Annotated in this window: 15 protein-coding genes; 14 read left to right on the forward strand and 1 reads right to left on the reverse strand. The window is 39.3% G+C overall.

The window, feature by feature from the left end; genetic code table 11:
* Positions 1 to 14: 14 nt before the first annotated feature.
* From WA1_RS45110 to WA1_RS45175, 14 genes are all read left to right on the forward strand, one after another.
* Positions 15 to 863 (forward strand): FkbM family methyltransferase, encoded by an 849-nt coding sequence (locus tag WA1_RS45110; protein ID WP_017744110.1) that lies wholly within the window; start codon positions 15 to 17, stop codon positions 861 to 863.
* 19 nt (positions 864 to 882) lie between these two features.
* Positions 883 to 2073 (forward strand): glycosyltransferase, encoded by a 1191-nt coding sequence (locus WA1_RS45115; RefSeq protein WP_148663056.1) that lies wholly within the window; start codon positions 883 to 885, stop codon positions 2071 to 2073.
* Positions 2074 to 2330: 257 nt separating this feature from the next.
* Positions 2331 to 3431, forward strand: a complete 1101-nt coding sequence (locus WA1_RS45120; RefSeq protein ID WP_017744112.1) for a glycosyltransferase family 2 protein — start codon at positions 2331 to 2333, stop codon at positions 3429 to 3431.
* A complete protein-coding gene (locus WA1_RS45125) occupies positions 3428 to 4114 on the forward strand; it encodes a class I SAM-dependent methyltransferase (protein ID WP_017744113.1) in 687 nt (228 codons plus the stop codon). The genes WA1_RS45120 and WA1_RS45125 overlap by 4 nt, the downstream gene beginning before the upstream one ends.
* 19 nt (positions 4115 to 4133) lie before the next feature.
* Positions 4134 to 5165 (forward strand): CgeB family protein, encoded by a 1032-nt coding sequence (locus tag WA1_RS45130; protein ID WP_017744114.1) that lies wholly within the window; start codon positions 4134 to 4136, stop codon positions 5163 to 5165.
* Positions 5162 to 6343, forward strand: a complete 1182-nt coding sequence (locus WA1_RS45135; RefSeq protein ID WP_017744115.1) for a glycosyltransferase family 4 protein — start codon at positions 5162 to 5164, stop codon at positions 6341 to 6343. Before WA1_RS45130 ends, WA1_RS45135 begins: the two co-directional genes overlap by 4 nt.
* Positions 6344 to 6689: 346 nt before the next feature.
* Positions 6690 to 8054 (forward strand): hypothetical protein, encoded by a 1365-nt coding sequence (locus tag WA1_RS45140; protein ID WP_017744116.1) that lies wholly within the window; start codon positions 6690 to 6692, stop codon positions 8052 to 8054.
* Between the two features lie 44 nt (positions 8055 to 8098).
* A complete protein-coding gene (locus WA1_RS45145; protein WP_017744117.1) occupies positions 8099 to 9256 on the forward strand; it encodes a glycosyltransferase in 1158 nt (385 codons plus the stop codon).
* A 5-nt stretch (positions 9257 to 9261) separates the two neighbouring features.
* Complete coding sequence (asnB, locus tag WA1_RS45150) at positions 9262 to 11061, forward strand: asparagine synthase (glutamine-hydrolyzing) (protein ID WP_017744118.1); 1800 nt, start codon at positions 9262 to 9264, stop codon at positions 11059 to 11061.
* Positions 11058 to 12251, forward strand: coding sequence for a glycosyltransferase (locus tag WA1_RS45155; RefSeq protein ID WP_017744119.1), 1194 nt, complete (start codon positions 11058 to 11060; stop codon positions 12249 to 12251). Before asnB ends, WA1_RS45155 begins: the two co-directional genes overlap by 4 nt.
* A gap of 33 nt (positions 12252 to 12284) precedes the next feature.
* A complete protein-coding gene (locus WA1_RS45160) occupies positions 12285 to 13085 on the forward strand; it encodes a glycosyltransferase family 2 protein (RefSeq protein WP_017744120.1) in 801 nt (266 codons plus the stop codon).
* A 48-nt stretch (positions 13086 to 13133) separates the two neighbouring features.
* Positions 13134 to 13730 (forward strand): YdcF family protein, encoded by a 597-nt coding sequence (locus tag WA1_RS45165; RefSeq protein ID WP_017744121.1) that lies wholly within the window; start codon positions 13134 to 13136, stop codon positions 13728 to 13730.
* The gene (locus WA1_RS45170; RefSeq protein ID WP_017744122.1) at positions 13717 to 14277 is read left to right on the forward strand and encodes a WcaF family extracellular polysaccharide biosynthesis acetyltransferase; all 561 of its coding nucleotides are present in this window, start codon (positions 13717 to 13719) and stop codon (positions 14275 to 14277) included. The genes WA1_RS45165 and WA1_RS45170 overlap by 14 nt, the downstream gene beginning before the upstream one ends.
* A gap of 122 nt (positions 14278 to 14399) precedes the next feature.
* Complete coding sequence (locus WA1_RS45175; RefSeq protein ID WP_017744123.1) at positions 14400 to 15284, forward strand: FkbM family methyltransferase; 885 nt, start codon at positions 14400 to 14402, stop codon at positions 15282 to 15284.
* A gap of 245 nt (positions 15285 to 15529) precedes the next feature.
* Here WA1_RS45175 and WA1_RS45180 read toward each other — a convergent pair whose 3' ends face one another.
* Positions 15530 to 16618: a glycosyltransferase family 4 protein gene (locus tag WA1_RS45180; protein WP_017744124.1), complete on the reverse strand. Its 1089-nt coding sequence runs from the start codon at positions 16616 to 16618 to the stop codon at positions 15530 to 15532.
* Positions 16619 to 16682 lie beyond the last annotated feature (64 nt).

Raw genomic sequence — 16682 nt, forward strand, 5'->3', positions numbered from 1 at the left:
AAAAAGTGAACAGCATGACAAAAGATTTATCAATAACTGCTAATAAGATTAACTTCTATTCACAATTGCTTGAAATTCGTCCAGCACAACTGGGCGCTTTAGTGAAGCAGATCCTGCTGATTAAACGGCAGTACATAACATCCTCAACAGGTCATAAATTTTGGGCAGATCCAGTCTCTATTTTTGGCTTGCATTTGTTACGCACAAGTGTTCATGAGCCACAAATGACAAAGTTACTAGAGTTAGTTTTACAACCTTCTGATACTTTTGTAGACCTTGGTGGTAACGAGGGGTATTTTTCTGTCATTGCTTCATCATTAGTTGGCGATGGAAAGGTTCACTGTATTGAGCCTCAAAGCCGACTTAACTCTATTATTCAAGAAAACATTCGTGTTAATTCTGCTACTTCTATTGTTATTCATCGAATAGCTATTTCCAATAAAGAAGGAGAAGTTACTCTCTTTCTAAGACCATCAACAATTACAGGCTCTAGCAGTATATTTCGTCATTGGAAAATAGGCTCAAAGCAAGAAACAGTTAAAACTATTACGCTAGACCAGTTTTTTAAAAATAACTGTTTAGAGAGGGTACGATTACTCAAAGTAGATTGTGAAGGAGCAGAACATTTAGTTATTGCTGGTGGACAAGAAGTTGTTAAGCAACAGTTAATTGATTTTATTGCAATGGAGTACCATCCTGCAATTTGTGGAATTGAAAAATGTGTTGAAATTCATAAGAATTTGAAAGCTGCTGGTTATAGGCTAACCAAAGTTTTTGGCCAGTGTATTTACCATCTGCCTGGTCTTGAAGATAAACTTCAGCCTTTAGGCGAACTACGTACCAATTGTGATTGGAATGAATGAACAAAAAAAATCAAACATTATGCGCCGCACTCTATACGTACAGTATACAAATCCCGCCGGTTATCCGCCTCTTGAACACAGTTCTCGCATATTAGCAAACGATGGCTGGGAGGTACTTTTCCTTGGGACTGGTTCTCTGGGTTCAAATTCTCTGTGCTTTCCACTCCACAATGGGATTACAGTACGGCAACTACCTTTTTGTCCTGGGGGTTGGAGGCAGAAGTTACATTATCTCTGGTTTTGCCTTTGGGTCATTTATTGGGCTTTCCGTTTTTCACCACAATGGGTTTATGCTTCTGATTTCTTATCTTGCCCAATTGCTTTATTGTTAAGTACATTACCAGGGGTAAAGCTGATATATCACGAACATGACTCACCAAACGCATTAGAGCCTAGTAGTGCTTTTATTCGCTTATGTATGAAGACGCGAAAGTGGGTAGCGCAACGAGCACAAATATGTATTTTGCCCAATCAACAAAGGATTGAACGCTTTATTCAAGACACCAAACCAACAGGTGATGTTCTTTGTGTCTGGAATTGTCCTGCTCAAGAAGAAATCTCACCACCTCGCTTACCCTATAAAAATAATGAAGTTTCAATACTGTATCATGGTTCTATTGGGCCATCGAGACTACCTCCATCCATACTAGTTGCTCTTGCTCAACTACCTGTAACCGTAAAATTGCGCGTCATTGGTTATGAAACAAAAGGGAGTCAGGGCTATGTTGAACAACTTAAAGAACTAGCTCACGAATTGGTAATCAGTGAACGAATAGAATTTTTAGGACCAATGCCAAGAAAAGAGCTTTTTAAGTGGTGTCAGAAATCTGATATTGGTTTAGCTTTCATGCCTCTCAACAGCAAAGATATCAACATGGAATATATGGTCGGTGCTTCTAATAAAGCTTTTGATTACCTTGCTTGTGGACTGGCAATAATAGTATCTAATTTACAAGATTGGCGTAAAATGTACGTAGAAACTGGATATGGGCTTTGCTGTCAACCTGACAATGCAGACAGTATTTCAACTACCCTCAATTGGTTTTTAGAGAATCCCGAACAGATGCGACAAATGGGAGAAAGTGGCAGAAGGCAAATTTTTGAGCAGTGGAATTACGAGCAACAATTTATAGAAATTTATAAAATCATGTGTCTGTTGCCAACTAAACGTACAGTTCTTTCATTAGGAGAATTAACACAAAGCAACTAAAAAAACGTAACTAAAGAAACCAATTGTTCTCGTTTCTGGGAGAAGCTTGGGAACGGCAGTGTCTAAATAGATCGCCTGTACTAAAGTATTTGAAAGTTTTAGCATTCTGAAAATGCGAGAATGCCCGCCTCACAAGAAAATAATGGATTTCTGAGAAATCCCTGGTCGCAAAAACAAAAATAATTGTTCGTTTAGGGTCAAATTTGGGAATACTTTATAAGGCTGGGCTTAAAAGGATAAACCGTAGGTAAATTTACATGGAAGTTAGCCGTATTCTTGTGGAGAAACCTTTCTTCTCAATTTGCATTCCTCAATACAACAGAACTTCATTTCTAATCGAAGCCTGTAAGGTGTTAGCATCGCAAACCTTTAAAAACTTTGAGGTTTGCATTTCTGACGATCGCTCAAATGATGGCAGAGAGCAAGAGTTAATTGACTATTTGCAGAATTCGGGCTTTTCTTTTGTATACCAACGACAGGAAAAAAACTTAAGATACGATGGCAATATTCGTGCCAGTATTGCCCTAGCACGAGGTCGCTACTGCCTTCTTCACGGAAATGATGACTGCTTGGCTTCTACCACAACACTCGATCTTCTGTACGAAGAAATCGAAAAATATGATTCCGTTGGAGTAGTCATTCCAAACTTTGAAGATTGGTCAACACGGCAGGTTACAAGGCGTATTCGGAAATCTGACCTCATTGGTTCTGGACCCGAAATTGCTGCTACTCATTTTCGTAACGTTGCTTTTGTGACCGGAGTTATTCTAGATCGAGTTCAAGCACAGAGCCATAGCACAGATAAGTGGGATGGTTCAGAAATGTATCAAATGTTTATTATGGCAAGAATCCTTGCCAGTGGAAGCTCTTTACTGGAGTTAGATATCTCAGCAGTACGAAAAGATATTCAAATCACGAACGAAAGCGTAGATAGCTATGCTGCAAAGCCCAAGCTTAACCCGTGTCCAATTGTTGAAAGGAAACTTCCTTTTATGCATATTGGTCGGTTAATAGCTGATGCGATCGCGCCTTATCTGACTCCTGCAAATAAGTCCAAGATTATAGAAAAAATATTTCTTCAACTTTACTTGTTTACTTACCCATTTTGGATTATAGAATATCGTCGCGTTCAATCTTGGAACTACGCAATAGGTATTTGTCTTGGTATAAAGCCAAAGAACGTCTTTTTCGAGCTTGATTTTGGAATTCTCAGAAAAATCAGACTTTGTATTCTTTACTTCGCTATCTGTCTTTTCGGGTTAAGTATACCTGTAGGATTTTTTGAGAAGATTAAACCTTTCGTTTACTCGATTTCTAAATCCTTATTCTTTAAAATCAATACAAGGTATAGTTCATGATAACAACTAATCAGAAATTAGAAGAGCGAATTCTCTTAAATTTAGGATGCGGTCAAACTCGTCCTTTAGGATGGCTCAACACTGATTCTTCACTTAATAGCTTATTTCAAAAGTATCCACTGATTAAACGACTGACGAGGAAGATATACAAGTCCATAGAATATAATACATCTAATGTTATGTTTATGGATTTACGATATGTATGGAACTTTAAGGATTGCAGTGTTGATGTTGTTTACGCATGTCATGTTTTTGAACATCTAACGTTAAAAACATCACAGTTATTTATGAGTGAAGCTTTTAGAGTACTCCGTCCTAATGGCATTCTAAGAATAGTTGTTCCTGACCTTTATCAACTAGCTAAAAATTATGTTTATCGCTATGAACAGGGTGATGAGGTAGCCAGTCAAGAATTCTTAGAGGTTGCCAATCTTCACCAAGAAGGAACATACTCTAAAAACCGGAATATTCTTGTTAAAACTCTGAATTTTTTACAGAATTATCCACATCAGCATAAATATATGTATGATGCTAGTTCTATTAAAAAGATTATGCAAGCTAATGGCTTTGTTGATATATGCGAATCTGCTTATGGAGAAAGCAAGTATATATCGGAAATTAATCAAGTAGAGTATACCAAAGAAGGAGTTCCATCTATTTATATAGAAAGCAAAAAAAGTTAAAGTGTTGTAAAAAGATGCTATGAAAATTATCATAACTGGCGGAACGGGTGGTACAAATGTTGGTGATGCTTTGTTCAAAGCTGCACTCAATTCCAATCTGAAGCCTGTGTTTGTCAATATGCAATCAGCATTTGAGGCTTCAAAATTAATTAAGTCTATAAATTGGCATCTACGGGGAAGATATCCATCTCGACTGCAAGCTTTTAGTCAGAATATTGTTCAAAGGTGTTTGGCGCAACAAACTGAGGTTCTCATGACAACAGGTATTGCTCCTATCTCTCACCAAGCATTATCTGAACTTAGCGATCGCGGAATTAAGAAAATTAACTTTCTCACTGACGATCCTTGGAATCCAGTACTTTACTCTCCTTGGTTTCTCAAAGCACTGCCCTATTACGATATAGTTTTTTCTCCCCGTCGTGACAATATCAACGATCTTCTGCAACTTGGATGTTCTCATGTTCAATATTTACCCTTTGGGTTTAATGAAGAGTTATTTTATCCGGAAACGTCAATAACTCTAGAAGAAAAATATCAGTATGATTGTGATGTTATTTTTGTAGGCGGTGCTGACAGCGATCGCAGACCCTGGATAAACGCACTCATTTGCGCTGGTCTGAAAGTCAATCTTTACGGTGCTTACTGGGAACGCTACCCAGAAACCAAATCAAGTTTGCGAGGATATGCCAATCCACGGACACTTAGGTTAGCCACTCGCACAGCTAAAGTAGCACTCTGTTTGGTAAGAAAATCCAATCGTGATGGTCACGTCATGAGAAGCTTTGAAATTCCAGCCATTGGTGGTTGTATGTTGACCGAAGACACTCAAGAACATCGAGAGATTTTTGGAGACGAAGGCAAAGCAGTTGTTTATTTCAGAACTATTCCAGAGATGGTAGAAAAAGCTCAGTGGTTGTTAAATCACGATACCGAACGCCATCGCCTTGCTCAAAATGCTCATTTGTTGATCGCTCAAGGTAGACACACATACAAAGACCGCTTAAAAACTATGTTGTCTTTGGAAGAATATCATCTGCAACTCCAATCATGAAACTTAAAATTGCCATTGTTGTTCATGGGCGCTTTCATTCTTTTGACTTGGCGCGAGAGCTGATTAATCAAGGTCACGATCTGACTTTGTTTACTAATTATCCCAAAAAGGTTGTAGAAAAATTTGGAATTCCTCAAAAGTGTGTTCAAAGTTTTTTACTACATGGTGTTTTAAGCCGTGTTGTTCATCGATTGCATGAAATCTTGGGTACTTCCGACTTTGAAGCTTTTCTTCATTCCAAATTCTCTAACTGGGCTGCTCGGTCTTTAGTTAAACAGGACTATCAAGTTGTCTATGTCTTTAGTGGCATTGCTGAAGAAATTTTTCAGGTTTTGTCCGAGCAACCTATACATAAAACGCTGGTCAGAGGTTCTTCTCATATTCGGACTCAATTTCAGCTTTTATTGGAGGAGGAAAAACGAACTGGTAAAACTGTAGAAAAGCCAAGTGAGTGGATAATTGCTCGAGAAGAGCGAGAATATCAATTGGCTGATACAGTGATATGTCTGTCAGCTTTTGCCCAACAATCTTTTATTCATCGCAATATAAGCAAAGATAAACTTAAAGTTCTTAGCCTTGGTACTCAATTAGAGAAATTTCGCCCTGATGAGAAGCTTATTGAAGCTCGATATAACAGAATACTTTCCGGACAACGTCTTAATATTTTGATGGTCGGAACCTTTTCTTTTCGTAAAGGAGTTTATGATTTTGTTAAAATAGCATCACTGGCAAAGGATTTTGCTTCGTTTCAATTTGTTGGATCTATTGCTGATGAAGCCCTAGATTTACAAAAAAGTAGCGAATTTATTGAATTTATTCCCCGGCAACCCCAGTTTGAGTTACCAAAGTTTTATGCAAAGGCGGATATTTTTATCTTCACTACGCTTGAAGATGGTTACGCCGTTGTTTTATCTCAAGCTCAAGCTGCTGGATTACCAATTTTAACTACAACAAATTGCTCCGGTCCGGATATTCTTTTAGAAGATTGGACGGGTTGGGTTTTTCCAATTCGCAGCCCTAAGAGTTTTGTAGAGAGGCTAAAGTGGTGTCATGAAAATCGACAAGACTTGGCACAAATGGTGTGGAGAGTTTATCATGGCTACAAACCCAGGGATTGGGCAGAGGTAGCAGCAAATTTTATTAGTATTCATACAAACTTGCTTGTGGGAGGAGGTTAGTAAAAGTTATGGAAAACTAATATTTTTTATCTGAAATCAATTGCGCTACATCTAATATCTAGTTAAAAGTCTGCATAAGTTTCTGACAGAATTACAATATAAAACGAATATGAATTGTTTCCCAAAAAAAACAAGGCATCTATTTATCATCTATCAATCTATCCAATCAAAATTCTTAGCGCTGAAGGGCAACTACGAGCTTAAAAGCATCTTACTGCTACCCAAAAAATGTGGCATAAATGTTACAGAGAGATTATGATGACTTCATCCCAAAAGACTGGGTAAAAAGAACAGCAACCTTTGCTGCTATTTATAAAGATTTGTTAAGACCAAGAGGTACGTCATAATGATTACAGAAGATCACCTATGGTTAATGTTGTGGTTGTTTATTTGGCTGATGGTTGTCCATTTAGTCGTTCGCAACCAGTGGAATCAAAAAAGAGCAAGTGCGGGGTTACCACTAATTTATTTGCTAAGCCTATCCATGATTCATTGGTTTGGGGCTTTAATTTATGCATTTCCTTGGTATATTCCTACTTCCGCTTATTTAATGAGTCAAGATGTTTCTATTGCTCACGTCTTAGCAGGCTTTCATCAAAGTGTTTACGGTGTTATTGGGTTTGGAATTGGTAGCACTCTTTTAGCACCTTGGGTACTTAAAGAGCTTAAACCAGCTTGGCTGTCTGAAGTTTCTCGCCCGCCTGACTTGAAGCTTCCTAAGACCTACATTTCTATAGGTCTTTTTATATGTGTGGCAATCGCTCCTATTTTGCTTGGGGTTCCTGGTTTATCTGCCATAACGACATCAGGTGTGTCTCTCTTTATTGTGGGCTTGTGTCTTGCTTGTTGGAAATCCTGGTATGTGGGTGATAGTAAAGCCTTTCTGACGTGGCTGATTCTTGCCTGTAGTATGCCACTCATAACAGTGTTAACTTTAGGGTTTATTGGGTACGGAGCCGTTGCATCCTTAGTTGTACTCATTTTTGTTTTTAACTTCTACCGCCCGCGATGGAAAGTTGTTATTACGGGGTTACTTCTGCTTGTATTAGGACTATCCGTCTTCGTCAACTATATGCGCGATCGCGTTGAAATTCGAGCGACCGTTTGGGGTGGTCAAAGCGGACAAACAAGAATTGAGCGATTGTGGCAAACGGTTACTACCTTTGAACTTTTCGATCCATTTAAACAAGAACATTTAGAAGCGATTGACGCTCGACTTAACCAGAATACTTTGGTAGGTCAGACTGTTAATCACATTTCTGCAGGTTTTGTTGATTATGCTCATGGCGGAACGCTAGAACAAGCGGCAATTGCAGCCATTCCTCGTCTTCTTTGGCCAGATAAACCAGTACGCGCTGGTAGCCCTGAAATTGTCAGCCGTTACACGGGTATAGAGTTTGCTGATAGAACAAGTGTAGGAGTTGGGCAAGTTATGGAATTTTATATCAACTTTGGTTCGATAGGTGTGTTCTTGGGCTTTCTTGTTTATGGTACTTTACTACGAATTATCGATATATCAGCTGGACAAAAGTTAATCAATGGAAATTGGTCAGGATTTGCTTCATGGTTTCTGCCCGGATTGGGTTTAATTCAACCTGGTGGCTCCTTAGTAGAAGTGGTAGCCAGCACATCAGCTTCCGTCGTCTTGGTGTATTTTCTCAATAAATTTTATCAGTCAAAAACAAAGCCAGGACAAGTACTGTCCCATTAATCACATCCCTATTGCTACCAATGAAAGGACGGTAACTCAGAACCATGCATCAAACTCAAAATCGATTCCACTGTCATCTCTGGTTACCTGACTTATTTGACTCTACAGGGGGCATCCAACGTTATTCTTCTTTCTGTGTTCGGGCTTTTCAAACCGTTTATCCTGACTTTAATTACGATATTTTTATCAAGCACGATATTCACTTACCTCCTGTTTCCCCTTATTTACGCTTTCATGCGTCTGGTCACTTGCCTTTGTCTCTACGTACCCCTGCTTTTGCTGCTCAATTGCTCGGCTTTGGTCTTTGGCAACGTCCAAATCTAATTTTTTCCACTCATCTCAACTTTAGTGTTGCTGCTTATCAATTAAAACAACTTGCTAAAATACCCTACTGCACTATTGCTCACGGTATCGAAGCTTGGGATATAAAAAAATCTTCTATCAAAACGGCTCTACATCATGCAGACCTTATTCTAGCAGTGAGCAGCTATACCCGCGATCGCTTACTCAAAGAACAAAATCTCGATCCCGATAAAGTTGCTCTTCTACCAAACACATTCGATGCAAGTCGCTTCAAACCTTCGCTAAAACCTGCTTATTTACTAGAAAAATATAAACTGACTTCAACACAGCCGATCGTCTTGACTGTTGCAAGATTGGCAAAAGGCGAACAGTACAAAGGATATGACAAAGTTCTGCAAGCTCTGCCATTGATTCGCAAAGTCATTCCCGATATTCACTACATCCTTATTGGTAAGGGAGATGATAGACCCAGAATTGAGCAAATCATAACTCAACTCGAACTACAAGACTGTGTAACCCTTGCTGGCTTTGTACCAGATGAGCATTTGTGCGATTACTATAACCTTTGCGATGTCTATGCCATGCCTAGCAAAGGAGAAGGGTTTGGCATAGTCTACTTAGAAGCATTAGCTTGTGGCAAACCCGTCTTAGCAGGTAATCAAGATGGGGCAATTGATGCGCTTTGTCATGGCAAACTGGGAGCACTCGTTAATCCTGATGATATCGGCGAAATTACTCAAGCCTTGATTAAAATTTTACGCTATGTTTATCCCAATCCTTTAATTTATCAGCCTGAAGCTTTACGCCAGAAAGTCATTCATACTTTTGGGTTTGAACGTTTTCAACAGAATCTTGCAAATCTTATGGGTGAGTATTTTAAGTTAATGACAAGGAGATAATTTTTATGTGTGGCATCTCAGGAATTCTGACCGTCGATCGATATCAGGATGCCTTAGAAACAATTATTCGGCGGATGCAGATAGCGATAAAACATCGCGGTCCTGATGATGCTGGTATTTATATTTCACCTGACAGACAAGCCGCCCTTGCTCATACCCGTTTGTCAATTCTCGACCTCAGCCCTGCGGGACATCAACCCATGTCCGCATCGAATGGACGGTACTGGATTACTTTTAATGGTGAGATTTATAATTTTCAACAACTGCGGCAAAATCTCATCTCCCAAGGAGAGCAGTTTTATTCACAAACAGACACAGAAGTTATCCTCAAACTTTATCAGAGAATGGGGCATAACTGTGTTAAGCATTTACGGGGAATGTTTGCTTTTGCTATCTGGGATAACCTGGAAAAAACGTGTTTTTTAGCTCGCGATCCTCTAGGAATCAAACCGTTATATTATTGGCAATCTGGTTCAACTCTGATTTTTGCCTCAGAACTCAGATCTGTTCTTGCCTCTAGGTTGCCAGAGGTTAAGATGAGCAAATCGGGATTATATGGCTATTTGGTGACTGGTTCAGTCCCAGAACCATACACTCTTATAGAAGATATTTACTGTTTGCCAGCTGGTCATTGGTTGTATTGGCAATCTACTGGTGTCAGAAAACAGCAATACTGGCAAATTAACTTTACTCCCGAACAAATTTCACCCCAAGAAGCTCAAGAAAAAACTCATGCTGCTTTGGTTGACTCAATTCAACATCACTTTATCAGTGATGTGCCTGTAGGAATCTTTTTAAGTGGTGGTATCGACTCAACTACTGTTCTCGCCCTGGCTAGTCAGACACAGAAAGAACAATTGAGTACCTACTCCATCGCTTTTGAAGAAACGCAGTGGAATGAAGGGGAGATTGCCAAACGAATTGCTAAGGAATTTGGTGCAAAACACACGGAATATAAAGTCACAGCATCAGCTGCTAAAGAGTTATTACCTAAATTTTTAGAAGCGATCGATCAACCCAGTATCGATGGTTTTAATACTTTTTGTGTGTCAAAAGTTGCTCGTGAAAGCGGTACTAAAGTTGTACTCTCAGGGCTTGGTGGAGATGAGTTATTTGCAGGGTATCAGTCTTTTGTGAAAATTCCACAAATGGTAGCAAAAAGCAAGCAGTTGAAAGCAATTCCTATGCTTGCTACTAGCGCAGGAATGGCTTTGGCTCATTGGGGTGTGCCGCCAAAAATGAAGCGCTTGGGTGATTTTCTTCAAGGCTCTCCTAGTTCATCTGCAGCTTATCGCAGTTTTCGAGGAATTTTCTCTCATACAGAAGCTTGTGTACTTGCCCATCAATATGTTGAATCTCCTCCAACTTCCTTTCATTGGGAAAATCATTTAAATACTCAACAACAAACTCTTACCTTAGAAGATGAAGTTAGTTTTTTAGAACTCAGTTGTTATATGCGGAATCAATTACTCCGCGACAGCGATGTCATGAGTATGGCTTGGGGGCTAGAATTACGCGTTCCTCTGGTTGATAGCAGTTTGTTAGAAGCAGTTGCGCCAATCCCCAGTCATATTCGTTTAGCCTTTGGAAAAAAATTATTGATTGCATCCGTTCCTGATTTACCTGATTGGGTTATCAACCGTCCCAAACGAGGCTTTTTCTTTCCCTATGAGCAGTGGATGGCAGGTGAATGGCGGGATTACTTCAGCAATATAACTGCCCCAAATAACATACCCCTTAAACCCTGGTATCGTCGGTGGAGTCTGGCAGTTCTTAAATATTGGTGGGAGCAGGTAACAAAATGAAAGTCCTTCATGTGATTCCCTCTGTTGCTCCAGTTCGAGGTGGTCCGAGTCTCGCAGCGATCGAAATGGTCAAGGCACTACAAGATAGGGGTGTTGAAGCTGAGATTGCGACGACAAATGATAACGGACCAGATTTGCTAGATATACCTCTTGGGCAACGCACCGAGTACCATGAAGTACCAATTTGGTTCTTTTCTCGATTTTCCCCTAACTCCCATGCTGTACGTGAGTTTGCTTTTTCCAGTCAGTTAACTGCTTGGTTGTGGCAAGAAATTCACCAATATGACCTGCTACACATCCATGCTATCTTTTCTTACCCCTCTACAGTAGCGATGGCGATTGCCCGTCAAAAACAGGTTCCTTATATAGTTCGCCCTTTAGGACAATTGTGCCAGTGGTCTCTTCAACAAAGTGCTCGCAAAAAGCAAATTTATCTCCAACTTATAGAAACAGCGAATCTTAAAGGTAGTCAAGCACTTCACCTGACCTCTAAGCAAGAACAGCAAGAAGTTTCTTTGTTAAGTTTAAATACCCCTAATTTTATTTTGCCTCACGGTTTGTCAATCCCGCCTACCATTCCTGATGCTCGTCAGCGTTTGCGCCAATATCTCAATATTCCGCTAGATGAACCCGTCATTTTATTTTTGTCTCGCCTGCATCCTAAAAAAGGTTTAGATTATCTAATTCCAGCACTAGGGAAACTCAATAATTACCGCTTTACCTTTGTCTTAGCAGGTAATGGCTCACCAGAATGTGAAAAACACGTAGAATCACTGATTTTTTCTCATGGCATTCGCACTCATACGCATATTACCGGATTTGTTGAAGGAGAAAGAAAGAATATATTGATGCAAGGAGCAGACTTGTTTGCTCTCACTTCCCACTCAGAAAATTTTGGAGTCGCAGTTTTAGAAGCTCTTGCTGTTGGTCTTCCCGTGCTGGTAACTCCTGGTGTTGCCTTAGCTGACTTGGTGAAAGAGGAGCGTTTGGGTTATGTTCCTGAACTGGATGTGACTGCGATCGCATCTCTTTTAAAACAAGCTTTAGAACATCCTCAAGAAGCAAAGAGTATGGGTAAGTATGCCAGGAAACTGATTTCAGAGAAATACACTTGGAGGAACATATCTAGCAATCTTATCGAGATTTACACCAAAATTATCAACCAAAATGAGTTGCGTTCAATGCAATAGAGAAAATTTTATTATTAGCAACATATAAAAATAATGGAACAAGTTACACCTCTTTTACTCACCTATAACGAAGCGCCAAATATTGAGCGCACGTTACAGGGTCTTTCTTGGGCAAAGAAGATTATTGTAATTGACAGCTACAGTACCGATGGAACTCTGGAAATTTTAACCTCCTATCCACAAGTTCAGGTCTTTAAGCGAAAATTTGACACCCATACAACACAATGGAATTATGGTCTAGAAAAAGTTACAACCGAATGGGTACTCTCTCTAGATGCAGACTACATCGTTACAGATGAACTCTTTACAGAAATTCAATCTATACCTTTAAACTCCTCCATAGATGGCTACTTTGTTCGGTTTAAATACTGTGTGTTTGGCAAACCACTGCATAGCGCTTTATTACCACCACGGCAAGTCCTTTTCAAAAAAAACAAAGCAAAATATATTGATGATGGACATACTCAACTGTTACAGGTAGACGGTCAATCTAGTTATCTTTCTGCCTATATTTATCATGACGATCGCAAGTCTCTAAACCGTTGGTTGTGGGCGCAAGACCGCTACATGGTGATTGAGGCACGGAAATTAACAGAAACTCCTAGCGAGCAACTTAGTTTGGGCGATCGCATTCGCAAACAAAAAGTTTTAGCTCCTTTTATCATCTTGTTCTACTGTCTCATCTTAAAAAGAGGCATTTTTGATGGTTGGCATGGATGGTACTATGCCTTTCAAAGAGTTTTGGCAGAAGTTTTACTTTCCATTCACTTAATTGAATATGAAAAAATGCAAAAGCAGAATATTGAGACTTTTGTGTTAAAAACGCTTAGTTAAATTTAACACTATTAATTGAACAGTACAGCAAATTGGTGGATACGATCGGTGAGGCAATTACAGCGCTATCTCAAAAAATATTGGTTTTTTACAGTGGTAGGTCTGTTCGTCGTTGTCCTGAGTATTATTCCCATACGGTTAGCGATCGCCTCCTACCAAGCCCCTTTTCCACAAGGAATTTTCACTCTAGGTGGTGGTTCAGACAGAGAAGAATTCACTGCTCAATTTGCCCAACACTTTCCCAATTTAGATATTTGGGTTTCCACTGGTACAAGCCCAGATATAGCCCGTTCTATCTTTCAAACCATCGGTATTCCAAATCACCGCCTCCACCTTGACTATCGTGCTGTTGATACTGTAACCAATTTCACCAGTCTGGTATCCGAATTCAAACAACGCCGAATACAGCACCTCTATCTAATTACTTCTGATTTTCATATGCCACGAGCAAAAGCAATAGCCACCCTAGTTTTTGGCAGCCAAGGTATTTCCTTCACCCCTATTTCAGTTCCCTCTAATCGACCTCACGAATCTCTCCTGCATATCCTTCGCGACTGTAGTCGCTCACTACTTTGGATTTTTACAGGTCGCACAGGAGCTAGCTTAAATTCTCTTGTTACTCATTCGTCATATGCGTTTAGATAATTATACTTTAGGAACCTACAATTCAGGTGCTCCCTTCTGGAAACAACTGTTGTGGTATTTTTTAGGATCGCCTTTAGTACAAAATTACTGGTTTCCTGTGTCTTCTTTCAAGGTTTGGATTCTCCGCTTATTTGGCGCAACCATTGGTCAGAAAGTCCGTATCAAACCTGGAGTCCGGGTAAAGTTTCCTTGGCGGTTAACAGTTGGTGATTATGTTTGGATTGGTGAAGATACTTGGTTAGATAACATTGCCCCTATTACTATTCAAAGCCATGTTTGTTTGTCTCAAGGCGTTTACTTATGCACGGGGAATCATGACTGGAACCATCCTGATTTTCAGTTAATTGCTGCTCCCATTTATCTAGAAGAAAGTAGTTGGATTGCTGCGAAAGCAGTGATCGGTCCAGGCGTTACTGTAGGAGCAGGAGCAGTGCTGACATTAGGCGGAGTGACAGGGCATTCTTTAGAACCAATGACGATTTACGCAGGTAATCCGGCTCAGCCTCTTAAAAAGAGAGGAATCAAGGAACATGCGGTAGTGTGTTAAAACAATTCTCTTAGTAAACTTTACGTTAAAAAACTCCTTCTAGAATGATGATTTACAGATCTATCAAATCGGTATTTTTTTTACTACATCTTGCTATATCAAAGTCAAGTCTTCTTACAAAAATGTATATTAGTTTACTAAGCTTATTGTTTAGAGAGATCCCTATACCCGATAAATTAAAACAAAAAGTAACTCAAAGAATCCTCAATAGTATAAACTCTATTAATTGGTTAAATGTAGAATTAAAACCGTTGACTGTAGAACTTGGTTCAAATAAGACACAATTTAAAATTATTCCTCATTTTCATGAATTTGATTTTGAGGCTGTGTTCAATAAATCTATTAGTTATGAAAGAGAAGTAATATCTTGTTTAGAATTATATCTGAGTAAATATAATACTATTATTGAAATAGGTGCAAATGTAGGTGTATTTTCCATTTTTTTTAATTCTTACTTCCAAGATAAAAAAATGAAACCAGATATATTTGTATTTGAACCTTCTAGAGAAGCTTATTTAAGGTTATTAAAAAATATTAATTTAAATTCAAATTGTGTTAAAAATATTCACGTATTTAATTGTGCTATTAGCGATGAATTTGGATTTTGTGATTTCTTTGAACCAAAAGACCATCTTACCAATGGATCTCTCAATTATGATTTTGCAAAGGTTTTTAGCACCTCTATCAGCATCAGTAAGATGTTAGCAATTGATGGCAAAAGCCTGACCTTTCTTCTGAAGCCAAAAGAGAGAACTTTAATGAAAATAGATACAGAAGGGGCAGAGTATCCTATACTTTTGTCTTTGAAAGATATTCTTTTACATTATCAAGTAGATTTAGTCATAGAAGTTTTGTCAAATTACCAAGATAAATTAAATAGCTTAGACTTTTTATTTGATAAAGGCTATTTGTTCTTCAACATTACAGATAGAGGACTAGTGAAGCAGGACAAATTTGTGGCTAATAACAGATTCAGAGACTATCTTCTCTTGTCACCAGAAAATTAATTTTTGTATGGCTATTGATTTACAATACAAAAAAAGAAGTAAAAGCGTTGTAGTGCTTATACTCACCGCGTAGCGACTTCTAAAATCACTCACTTTCAGTCTGGTAAAAAGTCAGTCAAAGGTCAATACGGTTCAGTTAAGGGTCGAGAGGAGAGCACCACACCCGGTATCTCCAAGATACCGTGTTTCTAAATAACTGCTTAACTGAACTGTATTGAGTCAAAGGTAGATTTTACCTAATTGTTTTAAACGCGACCGTTGCTTGCAATAACCGACTTACGGAATTGTCCTACACTCATAGCAAACTTATCTGCTATAAGTTGCCGATACACTGCTTCATATCCATCAGTCATCGCCTGATAGCTAAAACGGTTGAAGACATATTCTCGACAAGTTGTGCGGTCTAGTTCAGCTACTTGACTAACAGCAGCGACACATTCATCGACACTATCACAGAGGAATCCTGTCTTTCCATGAGCAATCACCTCTTGCGTAGATCCCAGCCTCATCGCGATCACGGGAGTACCAGATGCCATGGATTCAACCATCACTAAACCAAACGGTTCTCGCCAAGTGATGGGGAACAAAGTTGCGACTGCGCCACCCATCAATATATTCTTCTGCTCGTGGTTGGCTTCACCCAGGTACTGAATTTGCTTGCCGTCGATGAGGGGTTTAATTTCCTTTTCATAATACTCTACATCAACGATATCTACCTTACCTGCCATCTTCAAGCGCCAACCTGTTCTCTTAGCTATCTCTATTGCATGATGCGGTCCCTTTTCAGGAGATATGCGACCTAAGAAGGCTAAATATGGTTCTTCATCAGGTTGAGGATAGAACTTATAACTGCTGACATCAATACCGTTGTAAACCGTTGCAGCATAGTTCAACCCCAGCCTTGGTTCCCTCTGTGCATCAGAGATACTAATGTATGGTTGTTTTCTACCATACCTATACATCTTTTCATTATCAGGAGTAAAAATACCGTGCAATGTATGAACGGTAGGTGTTTTCACCAGATTGGCATAGGGTATGACAGAATAACCCATATGAGAGTGAATAACGTCAAATTCTTCTGCCATTTCATACACCCGACTGAGTTGTAACGTTTCATAGACGTTAGACTCCTTCACGCTCTTATCAAGTCTTAGGGCTTGAGGATGAACTGACACAAGCTTTGCCAAACTGATAGAGTCTCCCGATGCAAAGAGGGTTACTTCGTGTCCGCGACGGACTAATTCATCAGTCAGTAACCCCACTACCAACTCTACGCCACCATAGGCTGGGGGCGGTACTCTCTCCCATAATGGAGCAACCTGAGCAATCCGCACAAATAACCTCCTAAAAAGTTAATTTATAAAAGTGCAGACCTTCTTACTAATGCATCATTTGAAG

It is taken from the genome of Scytonema hofmannii PCC 7110 (assembly GCF_000346485.2).
In the GTDB taxonomy this organism is placed as follows: domain Bacteria; phylum Cyanobacteriota; class Cyanobacteriia; order Cyanobacteriales; family Nostocaceae; genus Scytonema; species Scytonema hofmannii.